12 protein-coding genes and 1 pseudogene are annotated in these 14,378 nt (G+C 62.4%); 5 read left to right on the top strand and 8 right to left on the bottom strand.

The genetic code is table 11. From position 1 onward, the window contains the following. Positions 1-280: 280 nt before the first annotated feature. The 3 genes and pseudogenes from AC1RAC_RS11315 to AC1RAC_RS11305 all read left to right on the top strand — a co-directional run. Positions 281-439, top strand: a pseudogene (locus tag AC1RAC_RS11315) (transaldolase family protein); the annotation flags it as partial. A 62-nt stretch (positions 440-501) separates the two neighbouring features. Next, positions 502-1,497, top strand: coding sequence for a GlxA family transcriptional regulator (locus tag AC1RAC_RS11310; protein ID WP_034127747.1), 996 nt, complete (start codon positions 502-504; stop codon positions 1,495-1,497). Positions 1,498-1,608: 111 nt separating this feature from the next. Then, a complete protein-coding gene (locus tag AC1RAC_RS11305) occupies positions 1,609-2,808 on the top strand; it encodes an NAD(P)/FAD-dependent oxidoreductase (protein WP_492616586.1) in 1,200 nt (399 codons plus the stop codon). A gap of 169 nt (positions 2,809-2,977) precedes the next feature. On the opposite strand, the gene AC1RAC_RS11300 is transcribed toward AC1RAC_RS11305, so the two are convergent. The 3 genes from AC1RAC_RS11300 to AC1RAC_RS11290 form a co-directional block, all read right to left on the bottom strand. Beyond that, positions 2,978-4,168, bottom strand: coding sequence for a sugar transporter (locus tag AC1RAC_RS11300; RefSeq protein WP_492616585.1), 1,191 nt, complete (start codon positions 4,166-4,168; stop codon positions 2,978-2,980). A gap of 112 nt (positions 4,169-4,280) precedes the next feature. Continuing rightward, positions 4,281-4,643 carry a type 1 fimbrial protein gene (locus AC1RAC_RS11295; RefSeq protein WP_034127749.1) on the bottom strand — a complete coding sequence of 121 codons (363 nt, stop codon included), beginning with the start codon at positions 4,641-4,643 and terminating at the stop codon, positions 4,281-4,283. Positions 4,644-4,730: 87 nt separating this feature from the next. After that, positions 4,731-5,729 carry a bile acid:sodium symporter family protein gene (locus tag AC1RAC_RS11290; RefSeq protein ID WP_034127750.1) on the bottom strand — a complete coding sequence of 333 codons (999 nt, stop codon included), beginning with the start codon at positions 5,727-5,729 and terminating at the stop codon, positions 4,731-4,733. An 85-nt stretch (positions 5,730-5,814) separates the two neighbouring features. On the opposite strand from AC1RAC_RS11290, the gene AC1RAC_RS11285 reads away from it, so the two are divergent. Both AC1RAC_RS11285 and AC1RAC_RS11280 read left to right on the top strand, forming a co-directional pair. Then, the gene (locus tag AC1RAC_RS11285; RefSeq protein ID WP_014718855.1) at positions 5,815-6,603 is read left to right on the top strand and encodes an AraC family transcriptional regulator; all 789 of its coding nucleotides are present in this window, start codon (positions 5,815-5,817) and stop codon (positions 6,601-6,603) included. A 91-nt stretch (positions 6,604-6,694) separates the two neighbouring features. Further along, complete coding sequence (locus tag AC1RAC_RS11280; RefSeq protein WP_034127751.1) at positions 6,695-7,126, top strand: hypothetical protein; 432 nt, start codon at positions 6,695-6,697, stop codon at positions 7,124-7,126. Between the two features lie 282 nt (positions 7,127-7,408). Here the strand turns inward: AC1RAC_RS11280 and AC1RAC_RS11275 are convergent, their stop codons facing one another. The 5 genes from AC1RAC_RS11275 to AC1RAC_RS11255 all read right to left on the bottom strand — a co-directional run bounded on the left by AC1RAC_RS11275 (position 7,409) and on the right by AC1RAC_RS11255 (position 14,237). Beyond that, positions 7,409-8,653, bottom strand: a complete 1,245-nt coding sequence (locus tag AC1RAC_RS11275) for a zinc-dependent alcohol dehydrogenase (RefSeq protein ID WP_060764787.1) — start codon at positions 8,651-8,653, stop codon at positions 7,409-7,411. 84 nt (positions 8,654-8,737) lie between these two features. After that, entirely contained in the window at positions 8,738-9,856 is a 1,119-nt protein-coding gene (locus AC1RAC_RS11270; RefSeq protein ID WP_492616584.1) for a carboxylate-amine ligase, read from the bottom strand. A 7-nt stretch (positions 9,857-9,863) separates the two neighbouring features. Continuing rightward, entirely contained in the window at positions 9,864-10,808 is a 945-nt protein-coding gene (locus AC1RAC_RS11265) for a methyltransferase (RefSeq protein WP_492616583.1), read from the bottom strand. Between the two features lie 11 nt (positions 10,809-10,819). After that, positions 10,820-12,199: an iron-containing redox enzyme family protein gene (locus AC1RAC_RS11260; RefSeq protein WP_060766990.1), complete on the bottom strand. Its 1,380-nt coding sequence runs from the start codon at positions 12,197-12,199 to the stop codon at positions 10,820-10,822. 295 nt (positions 12,200-12,494) lie between these two features. Then, positions 12,495-14,237: an ABC transporter substrate-binding protein gene (locus tag AC1RAC_RS11255; RefSeq protein ID WP_003192009.1), complete on the bottom strand. Its 1,743-nt coding sequence runs from the start codon at positions 14,235-14,237 to the stop codon at positions 12,495-12,497. Between the last annotated feature and the right edge of the window lie 141 nt (positions 14,238-14,378).

Genomic DNA, 14,378 nt, shown 5'->3' with positions numbered 1-14,378 from the left:
TTTGCCGCTTGGATCGGCAGTGCCGGGCGCCCAGGAAAAAATAGCGGGCGCAGCCGAGGGCCTGGAGTGTCTTCCGGCAGGCTTGGAAAATTAAGGTATCTGTGGGCTGGGGGGTGACATGGGAAGCGGGGACAAGTGCCCGGCTGAAGGGTTCCGCCGGACTCTGGCGGTTACCCCTCTCTGTGGATGCCAAGGCGGCCCGGAGCTGACAGCCTCAGGGTAAACAAGGTGCGCGGGACATGGTAAAACAGCGCCGTGCCCTTTTCCGGAGAACGCGGCGATGACGTCCAAACTTGAACAACTCAAGCCATTCACCACTGTGGTCTGCGACAGCGGCAATCTGGAAGCCATCAGCCGCCTGGGGCCCGTGGGCGCCACCACCAACCCGTCGCTGCTGCTCAAGGCCTGCGCCATCCCGGAATACGCCGAGCGATTGCGTGCCGAAGGGATCCGACAGTTTGCGCGGGATCAGGAAAAACTGGAAAAGCTGCTGGCCTGCGCATGACTGCACTCTCTGCTTTGGCCCAACCCCGCACGTTGGTGTTCCTGACCTACCCGCACATGGGCTTGCTCGACCTGACTGGCGCCCAGACGGTGTTCTGGGCCGCGACCAAGGCCATGGCCGAGCGCGGTTTGCAAGGTTATGTGTTGCACAACGCCAGCCTGGCGGGCGGGCTGATGCCGACCGCCGAGGGCTTGAGCGTCGACACCGTCGCCTTGGCACAGTTTGACCCCGCTGCCATCGACACCCTGGTGGTACCCGGCGCGCCGGCCATTGAGCAAGCCATGCTGGAAAATACCGCGCTGGTGGACTGGTTGCGCAACGCCTCCGGCCAGGCGCGACGGACCGCCTCGGTGTGCAGCGGCACGTTTTTGCTGGCGCTGGCGGGCTTGCTGGAGGGGCGCCGCGCGGCAACGCATTGGGCCATGTGCGAGCTGCTCAAGCAACGTTTCCCGAGCATCGAGGTGGACGTGGACGCGATCTTCGTGCAGCAAGGCCAGGTGTGGACCTCGGCGGGCGTCAGCGCCGGGATCGACCTGGCGCTCGCGCTGGTGGAGGCTGACTGCGGGCGCGAAGTGGCGCTGCAAGTGGCACGCGAATTGGTGGTGTTCCTCAAGCGCCCCGGTGGCCAGGCGCAGTTCAGCCAGGTGCTGCAAGCGCAAACCGCCGACAGCGCCAGCTTTGATGCGCTGCATGCATGGATCAGCGACAACCTGCGCGACAGCGACCTCAGTGTCGAGCGCCTGGCCGCGCAGAGCCATATGAGCCCACGCAACTTTGCCCGGGTCTATAAGCAAAAAACCGGTCGCACCCCGGCCAAGGCCATCGAACTGTTTCGCATGGAAGCGGCGCGCCGCATGCTCGAAGACTCCCAGCGCAGCATCGACCAGATCGCCGGGCTTTGCGGGTTTGGCGATGAGGAACGCATGCGCTGCACCTTCCACCGCCATCTGGCCATCTCACCCCGCGACTACCGCGAGCGCTTTTCCCGCTAGGCCGGCAGAGGTGGCAGTCATCCAGGGTTATATGTCCTTTCGGACAGGCCCTGCTGCTTTTACAGTGATCCGGCAATGCCTTGCGGCTTATCTGGTCTCTGGAGCAACCCCATGAAACAACACATTCTGATCATTGGCGCCGGGTTCGGTGGCGTGTGGAGCGCCTTGAGCGCGGCTCGGCTACTGGATAAACACGACCGCAACGATGTGCGCATCAGCCTGCTCGCACCCCAAGCGGAGCTGCGTATCCGCCCGCGGTTCTACGAGCCCGATGTACATACCATGCTGGCCCCGCTTGATGCGCTGTTCGACGCTGTGGGCGTGACCTTTGTGCAAGGCGCCGCCGACAGCATCGACGCCACTAATAAGCAAGTGACCTACCGCAACGCGGCCGGCATCCCGGCCACCCTCGCCTACGATCGCCTGGTAGTGGCCGCCGGCAGCCGCCTGAACCGCCCCGGCATGGACGGCATCGAGCATGTGTTCGATGTGGATCAGATCGAAGACGCGGCGCACCTTGAAGCCCATATCAACGCCCTGAAAAACCTGCCCGACAGCCCGGCCCGCAATACCGTTGTGGTGGCCGGCGGCGGCTTTACCGGTATCGAGACCGCCACCGAAATGCCGGCGCGCCTGCGTGCGGCACTGGGTGAGACGGCCAACATCCGTGTGATCGTGGTCGACCGCGGGCCGCAGATTGCCGCGTCGATGGGCGATGGCATACGCCCCTCGATCATCGAAGCCAGCCAGGCACTGGGGCTTGAATGGGTACTGAACACCTCGGTCGCCTCGGTGGATGCCGGTGGCGTGACCCTGGCTGATGGGCAGCGGATTGAATCGAGCACCGTGATCTGGACCATCGGCTTTCGCGCCAACCCCCTGACCGAACAGATTGAGGGCACCCGCGATCCCCAGGGCCGCCTGCACGTGGACGCCCACCTCAAGGTCAAGGGCCAGGCTGCCATATTCGCCGCTGGCGACGTGGCCTACGCCGCCACTGACGCGCTGGGCAACTTCGCTGCCATGTCCTGCCAGCACGCCATCGCGCTGGGCCGCTACGCCGGCAACAACGTCGCCGCCGATCTGATCGGCGTGGCCCCCATGGCCTACAGCCAACCCAAATACGTGACCTGCCTCGACCTCGGCGCCTGGGGCGCGGTGTACACCGAAGGCTGGGACCGTCAGCTCAAGCTGGTGGGCCAGGAAGCCAAGGAACTCAAACAGCAGATCAATAGCGTGTGGATCTATCCACCGATGGCAGAGAGAGCGGCGGCGTTGGCAGCGGCCGATCCGTTGATTCCGGTGGCGTAGGACAGTCAGTCAAGCGAACGCATTGCTCAAGGCAGTGAAGATCAACTGTGGGAGCTGGCTTGCCTGCGAAAGCGGTCGTGCAGCAACAGATGCAGTGGCTGACACACCGCCATCGCAGGCAAGCCGGCTCCCACACTTAGTCTGCAGTTATCCGGTGGATACGGGGCGATCAGCTTGGCATCGGGGCACCACCCTGCCCAAACCGCCGAATCGCCAGGCAATACCCCACCAACGCCAGCCCCGCCAACAAACCGCCCGCCGCGCCGATCCAGGCGAAGCCGAAGTGGCTGCCCACCCAACTGCCCATCAACGCGCCGCCGCCGATGCCAATGTTGTAGATCCCGGAAAACATCGCCATGGCCACATCCGTGGCATCCGGTGCCAGCACCAGCACCTTGGACTGCATGGCCAGGCCAAACCCCATGATCGCCATGCCCCAGAAAATGCTCAGCCCCACCAGGTAAGACTCGGCGCCGCTCAACGGCAGCATCAGCGCCAGGCACGCGGCGAGGATAGACACTGCGCCGATCACGAACAGGTGGGGGTTGAAGCGATGCACCAGGCTGAACAACAACGAGCCGATGATGCCAGCACCACCGAACACCAGCAGGATCAGGGTCACGGCACTGCCGCCCAGGCCGGCGACGCCTTCGACGAAGGGTTCGATGTAGCTGTAGGCGGTGAATTGCGCAGTGACAGTCATTGCGGTCAGCACATAGAGCGCCACCAGCACCGGGCGCTTGAACAGCAACGGCAGGCTGCGCAGGGAGCCGGAGTTCTGGCTGGGCAGCAGCGGCAAGGTGCGCCCCAGCCAGAACACCAGGGCGGCGGCGAAGGCGGCGATCACCAGGAAGGTGGTACGCCAGCCCATGGCCTCGCCCAACAGACGGCCCAAGGGAATGCCCAACACCATCGCCAGGGACGTGCCGGTAGCCAGCAAGCCAAGAGCCTGCACCTGCTTGCCTTCTGGCGCCAGGCGCACAGCCAGTGAAGCCGTGATCGACCAGAACAACGCATGGGCCAGGGCAATGCCGACCCGACTGACCATCAGCAAGCCGAAGCTGGTGGCCACGCTGGAGAGAATATGGCTGGCGATAAACAGACCGAACAGCACGATCAGCAATTTGCGCCGTTCGACGTTGCGGGTCAGCAGCATCACCGGCAGCGAGGTCAGCGACACGATCCACGCGTAAATGGTGAGCATCAGGCCGACGCTGGCCACGGGCATGTCAAAGCTGGCGCCGATGGCGCTGAGCAGCCCGACGGGGACGAATTCGGTGGTATTGAACACAAACGCGGCCAGCGCGAGGGCGATGACCGGTTGCCAGTTGGCTTGTGGGGTTGCGGCTGAAAGGCTCATTGACGGGCGGGGTACTCTGACGATGATCAAGCGGCCACCCAGGACAAGCGCCGCCGCCGAGCATTCTATAGGTTTCTCGCACCGCTGTTGCTGCGGATCGTCGCCCCAGGGTTTATGGCGAGGTCATGGTAATCACGTAATTGCCCGACTGAATCAGCTTGCCGGCGCGGTCTACCAGCACGTAACGCTGATCGTAATAGCGCCCCTCGCCGGTGTCCGCTACCAGCCGCACATGGGGTGCGTCGACGCTGACCACCGGCGCGACACTGCGCACCTCGATTCGGCTGCCACGACTGGATTGGGCGCAACCGCGCAGTTCCATTACCGAGCCGCTGCGCGCATTTGTCGCACACCCTGACTCGACAATCGCGCCGCTGAACCTGATGGTGCCCTGCCCCACGGTCTGGGCGGCGCCGCAGGTACTTGCCCACAGGCCCAGGAGGCCAGTCATTACCGCAACACGACGAACGTTCATGCCGACACTCCTTCTTGGGTTAGTTAAGAAGTAAGTCGTCGGCACGCCGGTTAACTTGAGCTTATTTACCCGCGAATGAGAGGTGCATCACGGATCCACCTGTCCCATCAATTCAGGAATGCTCTCCGGCCGCTGGGCATAGCGTTGGGCCAACGCCGCGCAGACCATCAACTGGATCTGGTGAAACAGCATCAACGGCAAAATCAACACCCCCATGCTCGCCCCGGCAAACAGCACCTGCGCCATCGGCACGCCGGTCGCCAGGCTTTTCTTCGAGCCGCAGAACAGGATGGTGATGCGGTCTTCCTGGTTAAAACCAAACGCCTTGCCCAGCAGCGTAGACGCCACCAACACCAGGGCCAGCAACACGCAGCAGGCCACCACCAAGCCGCCCAACTCCCACAGCGGGATCTGGTGCCAGATGCCTTCGTTGACCGCCTCGCTGAAAGCCCCGTAGACCACCAATAGAATCGAGCCCTGGTCGACGAATTTCAGCCAGGCTTTATTTCGCCCGACCCAGCCCCCAATCCAGCGGCTGGCGACCTGCCCGGCGATGAACGGCAGCAACAACTGCACGCTGATTTTGACAATCGCATCGACTGTGGAGCCGCCATCCCCATGCACGTTGAGCAGCAGCGCTACCAGCAGCGGCGTCAGGAAGATGCCGAACAGGCTGGACGCCGCCGCGCTGCAAATGGCCGCCGGGATATTGCCGCGGGCCAGGGAGGTAAAGGCAATCGCCGATTGCACAGTGGCCGGCAAGGCGCAGAGGTAGAGCATGCCCATGTACAGCTCGTTGCCGATCAACGGCGACAGCACTGGCTTGAGCGCCAGGCCCAGCAACGGAAACAGTACGAAGGTCAGGCTGAACACCAGCAAATGCAAACGCCAGTGGCCGGCACCGGCGACGATGGCCTTGCGCGACAGCTTGGCGCCGTGGAGGAAAAACAGCAGCGCGATGGCCAGGTTGGTGACCCAGCCGAACGCCACGGCGGTCTGGCCGCTGGCGGGCAGCAGTGAGGCGAGGATCACGGTGGCGATCAGGGTGAGGGTGAAGTTGTCGGGGAGAAACCGGGGCCGGGTCATAAGCAATTCTTCCAGGGGTTGCCAAGAGCGTCGCGACGACTCTAACGTAACCACCTGTTACCGACTAACGCCAATGAGCCAGTAAATGCCGCCTAAAGGACATGAAAAAGCCGTGCGCCGCAGTGTACCTGGGCTTTCCAGCCTGCCGAGGCCGGTGTACGGGCGTACTGAATCCTTGCCCAACCGGGCGCTGACACGACGCCACAGCCACCCGTGGGTGCAGTTGTCCTACGCGATTTCCGGGGTGCTGGAGATCCAGACCAGCGTCGGTCGTTTCGTCGCGCCACCGCAGCGCGCCGTATGGATTCCGGCAGGCATGCCCCATCGTGTGTTCAGTTCGCCCCATACGGAAATGCGCAGCTTGTACCTCGATTGCAGCGTCACCGCCTGGGCCGCCGAGCGTTGCCAGGTGCTGGAGGTGAGCAGTTTGCTACGCGAGCTGATCCGCAACTTCAGCCAATTGCCGGTGGAATATACCGAGGACGGGCCGGACGGGCGCCTGGCTCAGGTACTGCTCGATCAGCTCGCCGCCGCGCCCCAGGTGGATTTGATGTTGCCGCTGCCTCACGACCCACGGCTGCGGCAGATCTACCGCAGCCTCAACCTGCATCCCGAGCAGCAGACGACGTTGGGCGAGTGGAGCCGAAAGCTGGAGGTTAGTGAAAAGACCCTCAGTCGGGTGTTCCTGAGTGACACCGGGCTGACATTCCGCGCGTGGCGCCAGCGCCTGCGCCTGTTGAGCGCCCTGCCCGCCCTGGAACAAGGCGAGCGGGTGACGGATGTGGCACTGGGGTGTGGCTATGAATCGACCTCAGCCTTTATCAATGCATTTCGTCAGCAGTTCGATTCCACCCCCGGTGAGTTCTTCCGCTGACCCTCCCACGACGCAAATAATCCCCAAACCCACGCTCGGCTGGTATTGTGCCGCGCTTTGAAACACAGCAACCGACTGCGAGGAATGGACGTTGAACACTGACGAAAAAATGACCGGGGACCTGTTCGAGGTTGATAAGCGCCTGTCACTCAAGCCCGTGGTGGACTTCAACGCCTACCTGCGCAGCGCCTTCGGCGACGGCCCTTGCACCTGCGTGCGCTGCACGGCCAACGGCGGCGATGAAAGCGGCTATGAGTTCCAACACACCTTCACCTTCGAGGGTAAGCCGGTGCACCGTCGTTTCGCTTCGACGGCGGGCAGTGATGTATTGATGGCGTTGAAGAAGGCATGGTTGTCGTACACCAAGGCCGAGCTGCCGCTCAGTGGTACGTTGGCGCTGGATACAATCAAAGAGTTTGTCGAGCCACAGTTGCACAAACGCCTGGCGCCACTGTTTGTCGCCAGCGGGTTGGTCAAAGATGTCGAAGGTGAATTGCGCATCCAGCCGCAAGCCGCAGCCTGACACCGGTTAATGTGGGAAGCACCACTGTCGAAGCAAAGAAGATCCATGGGGGAGCTGGCTTGCCTGCTATAGCGGTAGTGCAGTAACAGGCGCAGTGACTGTCACACCGCCTTCGCAGGCAAGCCAGCTCCCACATTGGTCATGCATCGCCCACAAAATCAGCGTCCGGCACAGATCCCCTGTGCGGGCTTGCCCGCGAAGGCGGCGTGACAGTCACTGAATATTCAACTGAACCACCGCTATAGCAGGCAAACCAGCTCCCACATTTTTCCGGTTATTGGCCTAGAACCCGGGAACGCTTTGTACGCGCAACTCAGGGGTCAGTTCGTCCAGCGGCTCGGTCAGCGGCCGGTCGCTCCCACCCGGCAGCAGGATCACCTTGCGGCATTCCTCCTCGGCTTTATCAAACAGCTCATACCCCCGCGCCGCCTGCTCCAGGGGCAGCCGGTGAGTGATGATCGCCTCCGGATGCAGATGCCCCAGCTCGATGTGCTCCAACAACTCCGGTAAGAACCGCTGCACATGGGTCTGGCCCATCTTGAAGGTCAGGCCTTTGTCGAAGGCATCGCCAAACATGAAGCCATGGATAAACCCGGCATACACCCCGGCGACGCTGACCACACCACCGCGACGTACGGCGGCGATGCACTGGCGCAGCGCCTTGCCGCTGCTGCCCTCGATCTTGAGCGCGGTGAGCAGGGTTTCCGTGGTGCTGCCCTTGGCCTCGAAACCCACCGCGTCCACCACACCATCGACGCCACGCATGCCGGCGGTCTGGCGGATGATGGTGTCCGCCGGGTCCTCGTCTTCTTCAAAATTGATCGGGATCACGCCGTACATTTTCTGCGCATAGGCCAAACGATACGGATGGTCGTCGACCATGAAGATCTGCTCGGCACCCAGCATCTGCGCGCATGCCGCACTGAGCAGGCCCACGGGCCCGGCGCCATAGATGGCCACGCTGGAGCCTTTGCCGATGCCAGCGTTGGTCACTGCCTGCCAAGCGGTGGGCAGGATATCGGAGAGGAACAGCACCTTCTCATCCGCCAGGGTGCCGGGCACCTTGAACGGCCCGGTATTGGCCTTGGGCACCCGCACCCACTCCGCCTGACCGCCGGGAATACCGCCATACAGGCGGCTGTAGCCAAACAGCGCGGCACCCGGTGGGATGGATTTTTTATTCAGGATCGCGCCGCGCCCATCGTTGGTGGTTTCGCAGGCGGCGAATTGCTGGAGCTGGCAGAAAAAGCAATCGCCACAGGCAATCACGAACGGAATCACCACACGGTCGCCGCGTTGCACGGCGGTGACGGCCGGGCCGGTTTCTTCGACGATGCCCATGAACTCATGGCCGAAGATATCGCCGTGCTCCACGGTCGGGATCTTGCCCCGGTACAGGTGCAGGTCCGAGCCACAGATCGCGGTGGCGGTGACCCGCAGAATGATGTCGTCGGGTTGTTCAATGATCGGATCGGGCACGGTATCCACCTGCACCTTGTGTGCGCCCTGGTAAGTCATCGCTCGCATGCTCTGCGCTCCTGCCGTTGAGGGGTTACTGATTAAGGGCGGAGCAAGACCATCAGTGTTCCATCAACCTCGTTCAAGACCCGATCAATGGTCGCCGCGAGTCTGGGCCAACAGCAGGTCGACTACCTGGCGCAAGCTGGCAAGCGCATCGGCGCCGCTCGCCTGGGCCTGGGCCTGCCAGCGCAACTGCTCGGCCGCGCTGTTGCCGCGTCGCAGCAGTGCCTGCAGGGTATCGAACAGCAGCGGCTCGCCCATGGCCTCTGCGGTGGCGGCAAAGGTCTGCCGGGCGCACTGCAGCCATTGCTCAGCGCTGCCCAGGGTGCCTGCGTCGTCTAACGCGAACGTGCCGGCGGCACCATAACGTTTGGCCTGCCAGCGATTTTCCTTGAGCAGCCAGCGCGCCTCGGCACTGAACCTGGCGCCAGGGCGCTGCATCGCGCAGGCATGGGCGACCATTACCCGAAACAGCGTGGCGAGGGCCAAGGCATCCGCCAGCCGTGGGCAGGCGTCGGTCATGCGCAGTTCAAGGGTGGGATAGCGTGCCGCTGGGCGGATTCCCCACCAGCCATTGCCATCGGCCTTGATCGCGCCGATGCGCTGTAACATGGCCAGGTAGCGCTGGTACTCGGCCCAATCGCTGAAGTGTTCCGGCACGCCCATGCGGGGCCACTCGTCGCACGCGGCCTGGCGGTAGCTCATGAAGCCGCTGGGCGCGCCGTCCCAAAAGGGGGACGAGCAACTGAGCAGCAGCAACAACGGCAACCACGGCGACACCTGGTTCATCACCGCGATACGGTCCAGCGTTTGCGGCACCTGCACATGCACATGCAGCCCGCACAACACACTGCGCCGCGCTACATATTGAATATCGTCGAACAGGTGCCGGAAATGCGCCTGATCGGTTGGCCGCTGCCCACGCCAATCGGCCAGGGGGTGGCTGCCGGCGCACACCACACCGAGGCCGAACTCAGCCAGGGATTGCGCCAGGTTGCCGCGCACTGCCCGGAAGTAGTCCGCCGCTTCGGCGCTGGAGGTGAACACCGGAGAGGCCGCCTCGATCTGGCCCTGGAACATCTCAAACGAGAAGCCCGCGCCAATCGCTTCGCGACAGGCCGCCAGCACTGCCGCCGAGGGCTCGCCGACCATCTGGCGGCTGTGCAGGTCGGTGATGAAGTATTCCTCTTCAATGCCAAAGGTGAGCATCGGGTATTCAGCGCAATCGGGTGACAGTCAGTGCGACCACGGCGATGCGCTCCACCTGTTCATAGCCTGGCTTTTCCAGTTCTTCACCGAAAACATCCGGGTCCAGTTCGCGGTAGGTCCAGCCGTAGGCGTCGCTGCCCAGCAGCGGCTTGACCGCCTCCAGGAAGGGGTCGCTGCCGGCCACCATCGCCACCCCGGTATACAGCAACAGGCTACCGCCCAGGGCCAGGCGCCCGATGGACTCACTGACGATGCGCAGCGACAACTGCTCCCCCAAGGCGCCGCCGCCATGGCGATAGGCGCGCTGGCGGTCATCTTTCATGTACGGCGGGTTAGCGACGATCAGGTCGAATTCGCCCTCCACACTGGCCAGCACGTCACTGTGGTACACGCTGACGTTATTCAGCGCGGCCAGCTCGGCATTCACCGCGGTCATGCGCAGGGCACGGGGGTTGATATCTACCGCCAGCACCTGGGCGTCATGCCGGGCTTTAGCAATCACCAGCGCACCGACGCCGGCGCCACAGCCAATGTCCACAGCGCGCTTGAGCGGCTCGAAACGCTGTTGCAGATAGGCTTCGATCACGTGGGCAAAGCGGTAGCTGTCGGGGCCGAAAAACACCGCGTCCGCCTGGTCGGTGGGATAAGGCGAATGGGCGAACAGCAGCTCGTCGAGGCTCGACCATCGCACTGCGCTGCGCCATAGCGCGCCGTGCTTTTCGATCACATCCGCTTGCTGCAATTCTTCACGTAGGGCCTCGGGCAACAGGCCTTGATCGAACGGCATCGACCAACCGAACACATCGCGCAGCGTCATTGCCAGGGGCGTCGCCAGCCGCCGATAGACACGCTCATGGGTCAAGGGCGTTGGCGTGATAAAGCGATAACCACCCTCCTTCAACCCGCGGCCCAAATTCAACAAGGCACGATCAGCCAGTTGTTGCGCAGACATAGGCACATTCCTTAGCGCAGGCGCGCACGCAGTTGGATAAAGCGGCGAGTGGCATACAGCCCGGCAGGCGTGCAGTGACGGCGTGCCGACAGCCACGGGATCAGTGCATTGAGCTGCTGCACATCGGGCAAGTTGCACAATGACTCCGCCAGGGCCTGGGTATCAGGATCCGCGGGACGATGCTGCTCGCGGGAAAACCGGCTGCCGCGTCCCGGCCGGACGGGCGGCACGCGTTCGCTGGCAACCCATTCACCCGCAATCCAGTCATGGATCAGTTGTTTTTCATAACCGCTGAACACCCCGAACATCGCGGCGCCAGCGCCCTCGATCAATTGCCAGAAGCGACTGTTGGTGGGGTCCTGGTTGTGCTTGATCCAGCCTTTGTCTTCGAGGGCCTTGAGGAAAGCGCCGATCTGCCCAGGCCGGGCCAGCCATTGGTTGACGGTCTGCCCTTCAAAGCGGCAATAGTCCGAATGCATGTGCTGGCCGAAGGCGCGCTTGCGCTCAAGCATCGCCACCACCTCGTCCTGCAAGTTGAATTGTTTGATGATAGACGTGGTACCCAGGCCCAAATCATTCAGACGGTAGCCTGCCGCCACACGGCGATAGAAGTCTGCCCTGCCCTCGCCCAGCGGCAACAGGTTCAGCACCGATTGTGCAGCTTTGCACGCGTGGCCACTGCTGGCGTTGTCGATGGTGACATGCAGCGTGAAGTAATAAGGGTCGATGCCTAGCTCACTGAGTTCATAGGCGGTGATCAACAGGTGCAGCGGCAGTTGCTCGTAACCCAGGTTGAAGCCAATGACCTCCGGCAGGAACTCGTCGGCGCACACGCCCAGCGCCAGTTGCAGCGCGCCTTGCAGGTAATGGTCATCCTCAAGGCCGGCGTCGCTGTCGGCATCGTGCTCGCTGAGCAACTTGCGGTAGATCACCACATGGTTCTGCGCAGCTTCACCGTCGCCCAATTCTTCCAGGTAAGTGGTGAGCAGGCCGTCGAAGCGCTGGTCTTGCCAATAGCGCAGCAAGCCGTATAGCCAGGCGCCGTCGACCTGTTTGGTCGGCGCCACGCACTGCAGAAAGTACAAAGCATGGGCCTTGTTCTGGAAATACCGCCGTGGCCCACCGTTTCGACGCTGTTCCAGATAGTCGGCATAGGCCTGGGCCACCTCGGCGCAGCGCTGCTCGACCCAGGCCAGCAGCTGTTCGGGGGCCTCTGGCAAGTCGCAGTCGGTGGCCTCTACCAGGGCCAATTGATCGTGCAGGTATTCACGCGCCAGTTCGGTGGCGTCTTGGGTTTCGCCATGCAGCTGTTGGTAGACCCGTTGATGGCGGCCCTGGGCCGAGTCGGTGAGAGAGGCCGGCTGGCCAGACAGCGCTGTAAGGAGTGTCATGATGGCAGTTTCCGCAAAGTCCGTTACAACGGGCCTCCCACAAGGTGGCCCCGCAAGAGCGCTCAACATCACGCGCTTCTAAAATGCAGAGCCTCGGGGCGTGCGGAAAATTCAAATGAGGTTGGGTTGGGAGGGATAAGCGGTCGTTTGTCAGGGCTCACAAAACCAAAAAATGCCTGTAGGAGCGAGCTTGCTCGCGAAAAACGTCAACGATAACGCGTGCTTCCTGAATAAACGCGGCGTCGGTGAGTTCTTCGCGAGCAAGCTCGCTCCTACAGGGGTTGAGATGGCGCTGTTACTTACGCGCCGCCTCCCACTGCTTGAGCAGGTCGTTGTAGTTCACGGTTTCACCCTTGGGCTTTTCGTTGGCCAGTTTCGGCTTCGGTGCACCCGGCTGGTCGAACCAGTATTGCGCGTCACGCTCGGGGTTCATTTTCGGGCCGCACACCGGTTGCACCTTGGAGCGTTCCAGGCGCGTCATGATCGCATCCTGCTCCTTGGCCAGGTTGTCCAGCGCCTGTTGCGGGGTTTTCTCGCCGCTGGCCGCTGCGGCGATGTTGCTCCACCACAGTTGCGCCAGGCGCGGGTAGTCCGGCACGTTGGTGCCCGTCGGGGACCACTCGGTGCGGGCCGGGCTGCGGTAGAACTCCACCAGCCCCCCGAGTTTGGGCGCCATGTCGGTCATGGCCTGGGAGTTGATATCGGACTCACGAATCGGCGTCAGGCCAACGATGGTTTTCTTCAGCGACACCGTTTTTGAGGTCACGAATTGCGCGTAAAGCCAGGCCGCGAGTTTCTGCTTTTCGGGCGTGGACTTGAGGAAGGTCCAGGAACCTACGTCCTGATAGCCCTTCTTCATGCCCTTTTCCCAATACGGCCCGACTGGGGACGGTGCCATGCGCCATTTCGGCGTACCGTCGGCATTCACCACCGGCAGGCCCGGTTTGACCATGTCGGCGGTAAACGCGGTGTACCAGAAGATCTGCTGGGCGATGTTGCCCTGGGACGGCACCGGGCCGGATTCGGAGAAGGTCATGCCCGCCGCTTCCGGTGGCGCGTAGGCTTTCATCCAGTCCACGTATTTCTGCGTGGCGAATACTGCCGCCGGGCCGTTGGTGTCGCCGCCGCGGGTGACGCTGGAGCCCACCGGGTGGCAATCCTCTACACGGATGCCCCACTCGTCCACCGGCAAACCGTTGGGCAAGCCTTTGTCGCCGCCGCCGGCCATGGAGAACCAGGCATCGGTGAAACGCCAGCCCAGGGACGGGTCTTTCTTGCCGTAGTCCATGTGCCCATAAATGCGCTTGCCGTCGATTTCCTTGACGTCTTCGCTGAAGAACTTGGCGATGTCTTCATAAGCCGACCAGTTCACCGGCACGCCCAGGTCGTAGCCGTATTTCTCCTTGAACTTGGCCTTCAACTCCGGCCGCTCGAACCAGTCGGCGCGGAACCAATAGAGGTTGGCGAACTGCTGGTCGGGCAACTGGTAGATCTTGCCGTCCGGCGCGGTGGTGAAAGACAGGCCGATAAAGTCCTTGAGGTCCAGGGTGGGCGAGGTGAAATCCTTGCCTTCGTTGGCCATCAGGTCGGTGATGGACTCGGTCTTGCCGTAGCGAAAGTGCGTACCGATCAAGTCGGAATCGTTGACCCAGCCGTCATAGATGTTCTTGTCGGACTGCATCTGGGTTTGCAGCTTCTCCACCACGTCGCCTTCCTGCAGCAGGTCGTGGGTCAGCTTGATGCCGGTGATTTCACTGAAGGCCTTGGCCAGCACCTTGGATTCGTATTCATGGGTGGTGAGGGTTTCCGACACCACGTTGATCTTCATCCCACGGAACGGCTCCGACGCCTTGATAAACCACTTCAACTCCTCCAACTGCTGGGCTTCGGTAAGGGTCGAGGGTTTGAACTCGCTGCCGATCCATTTTTTCGCGGCATCTTCATACGCATCAGCCCAGGCCGAAGCGCTCAAACCACTGAGGGCCAGTACGGCGGCCAATGAAATGCTATGTCGCAGCTTATTGTTTTTATTCAACATAGAGACCTCCAGGTTAATTTCAAACGGGGCTTGTAGGAGCGAGCTTGCTGTGGCGAGGGAGCTTGCTCCCGCTGGGCTGCGAAGCGGCCCCAAAATAGATATCCGAGTCGGTTATCGGTTTGGGAGTGCTGCGCACTCCAG

The sequence above is a fragment of the Pseudomonas sp. GW823-FHT02F05 genome (assembly GCF_058797315.1).
The sequence above is the reverse complement of the archived record's forward strand: the minus strand, read 5'-3'. Positions and strand labels throughout refer to the sequence as shown.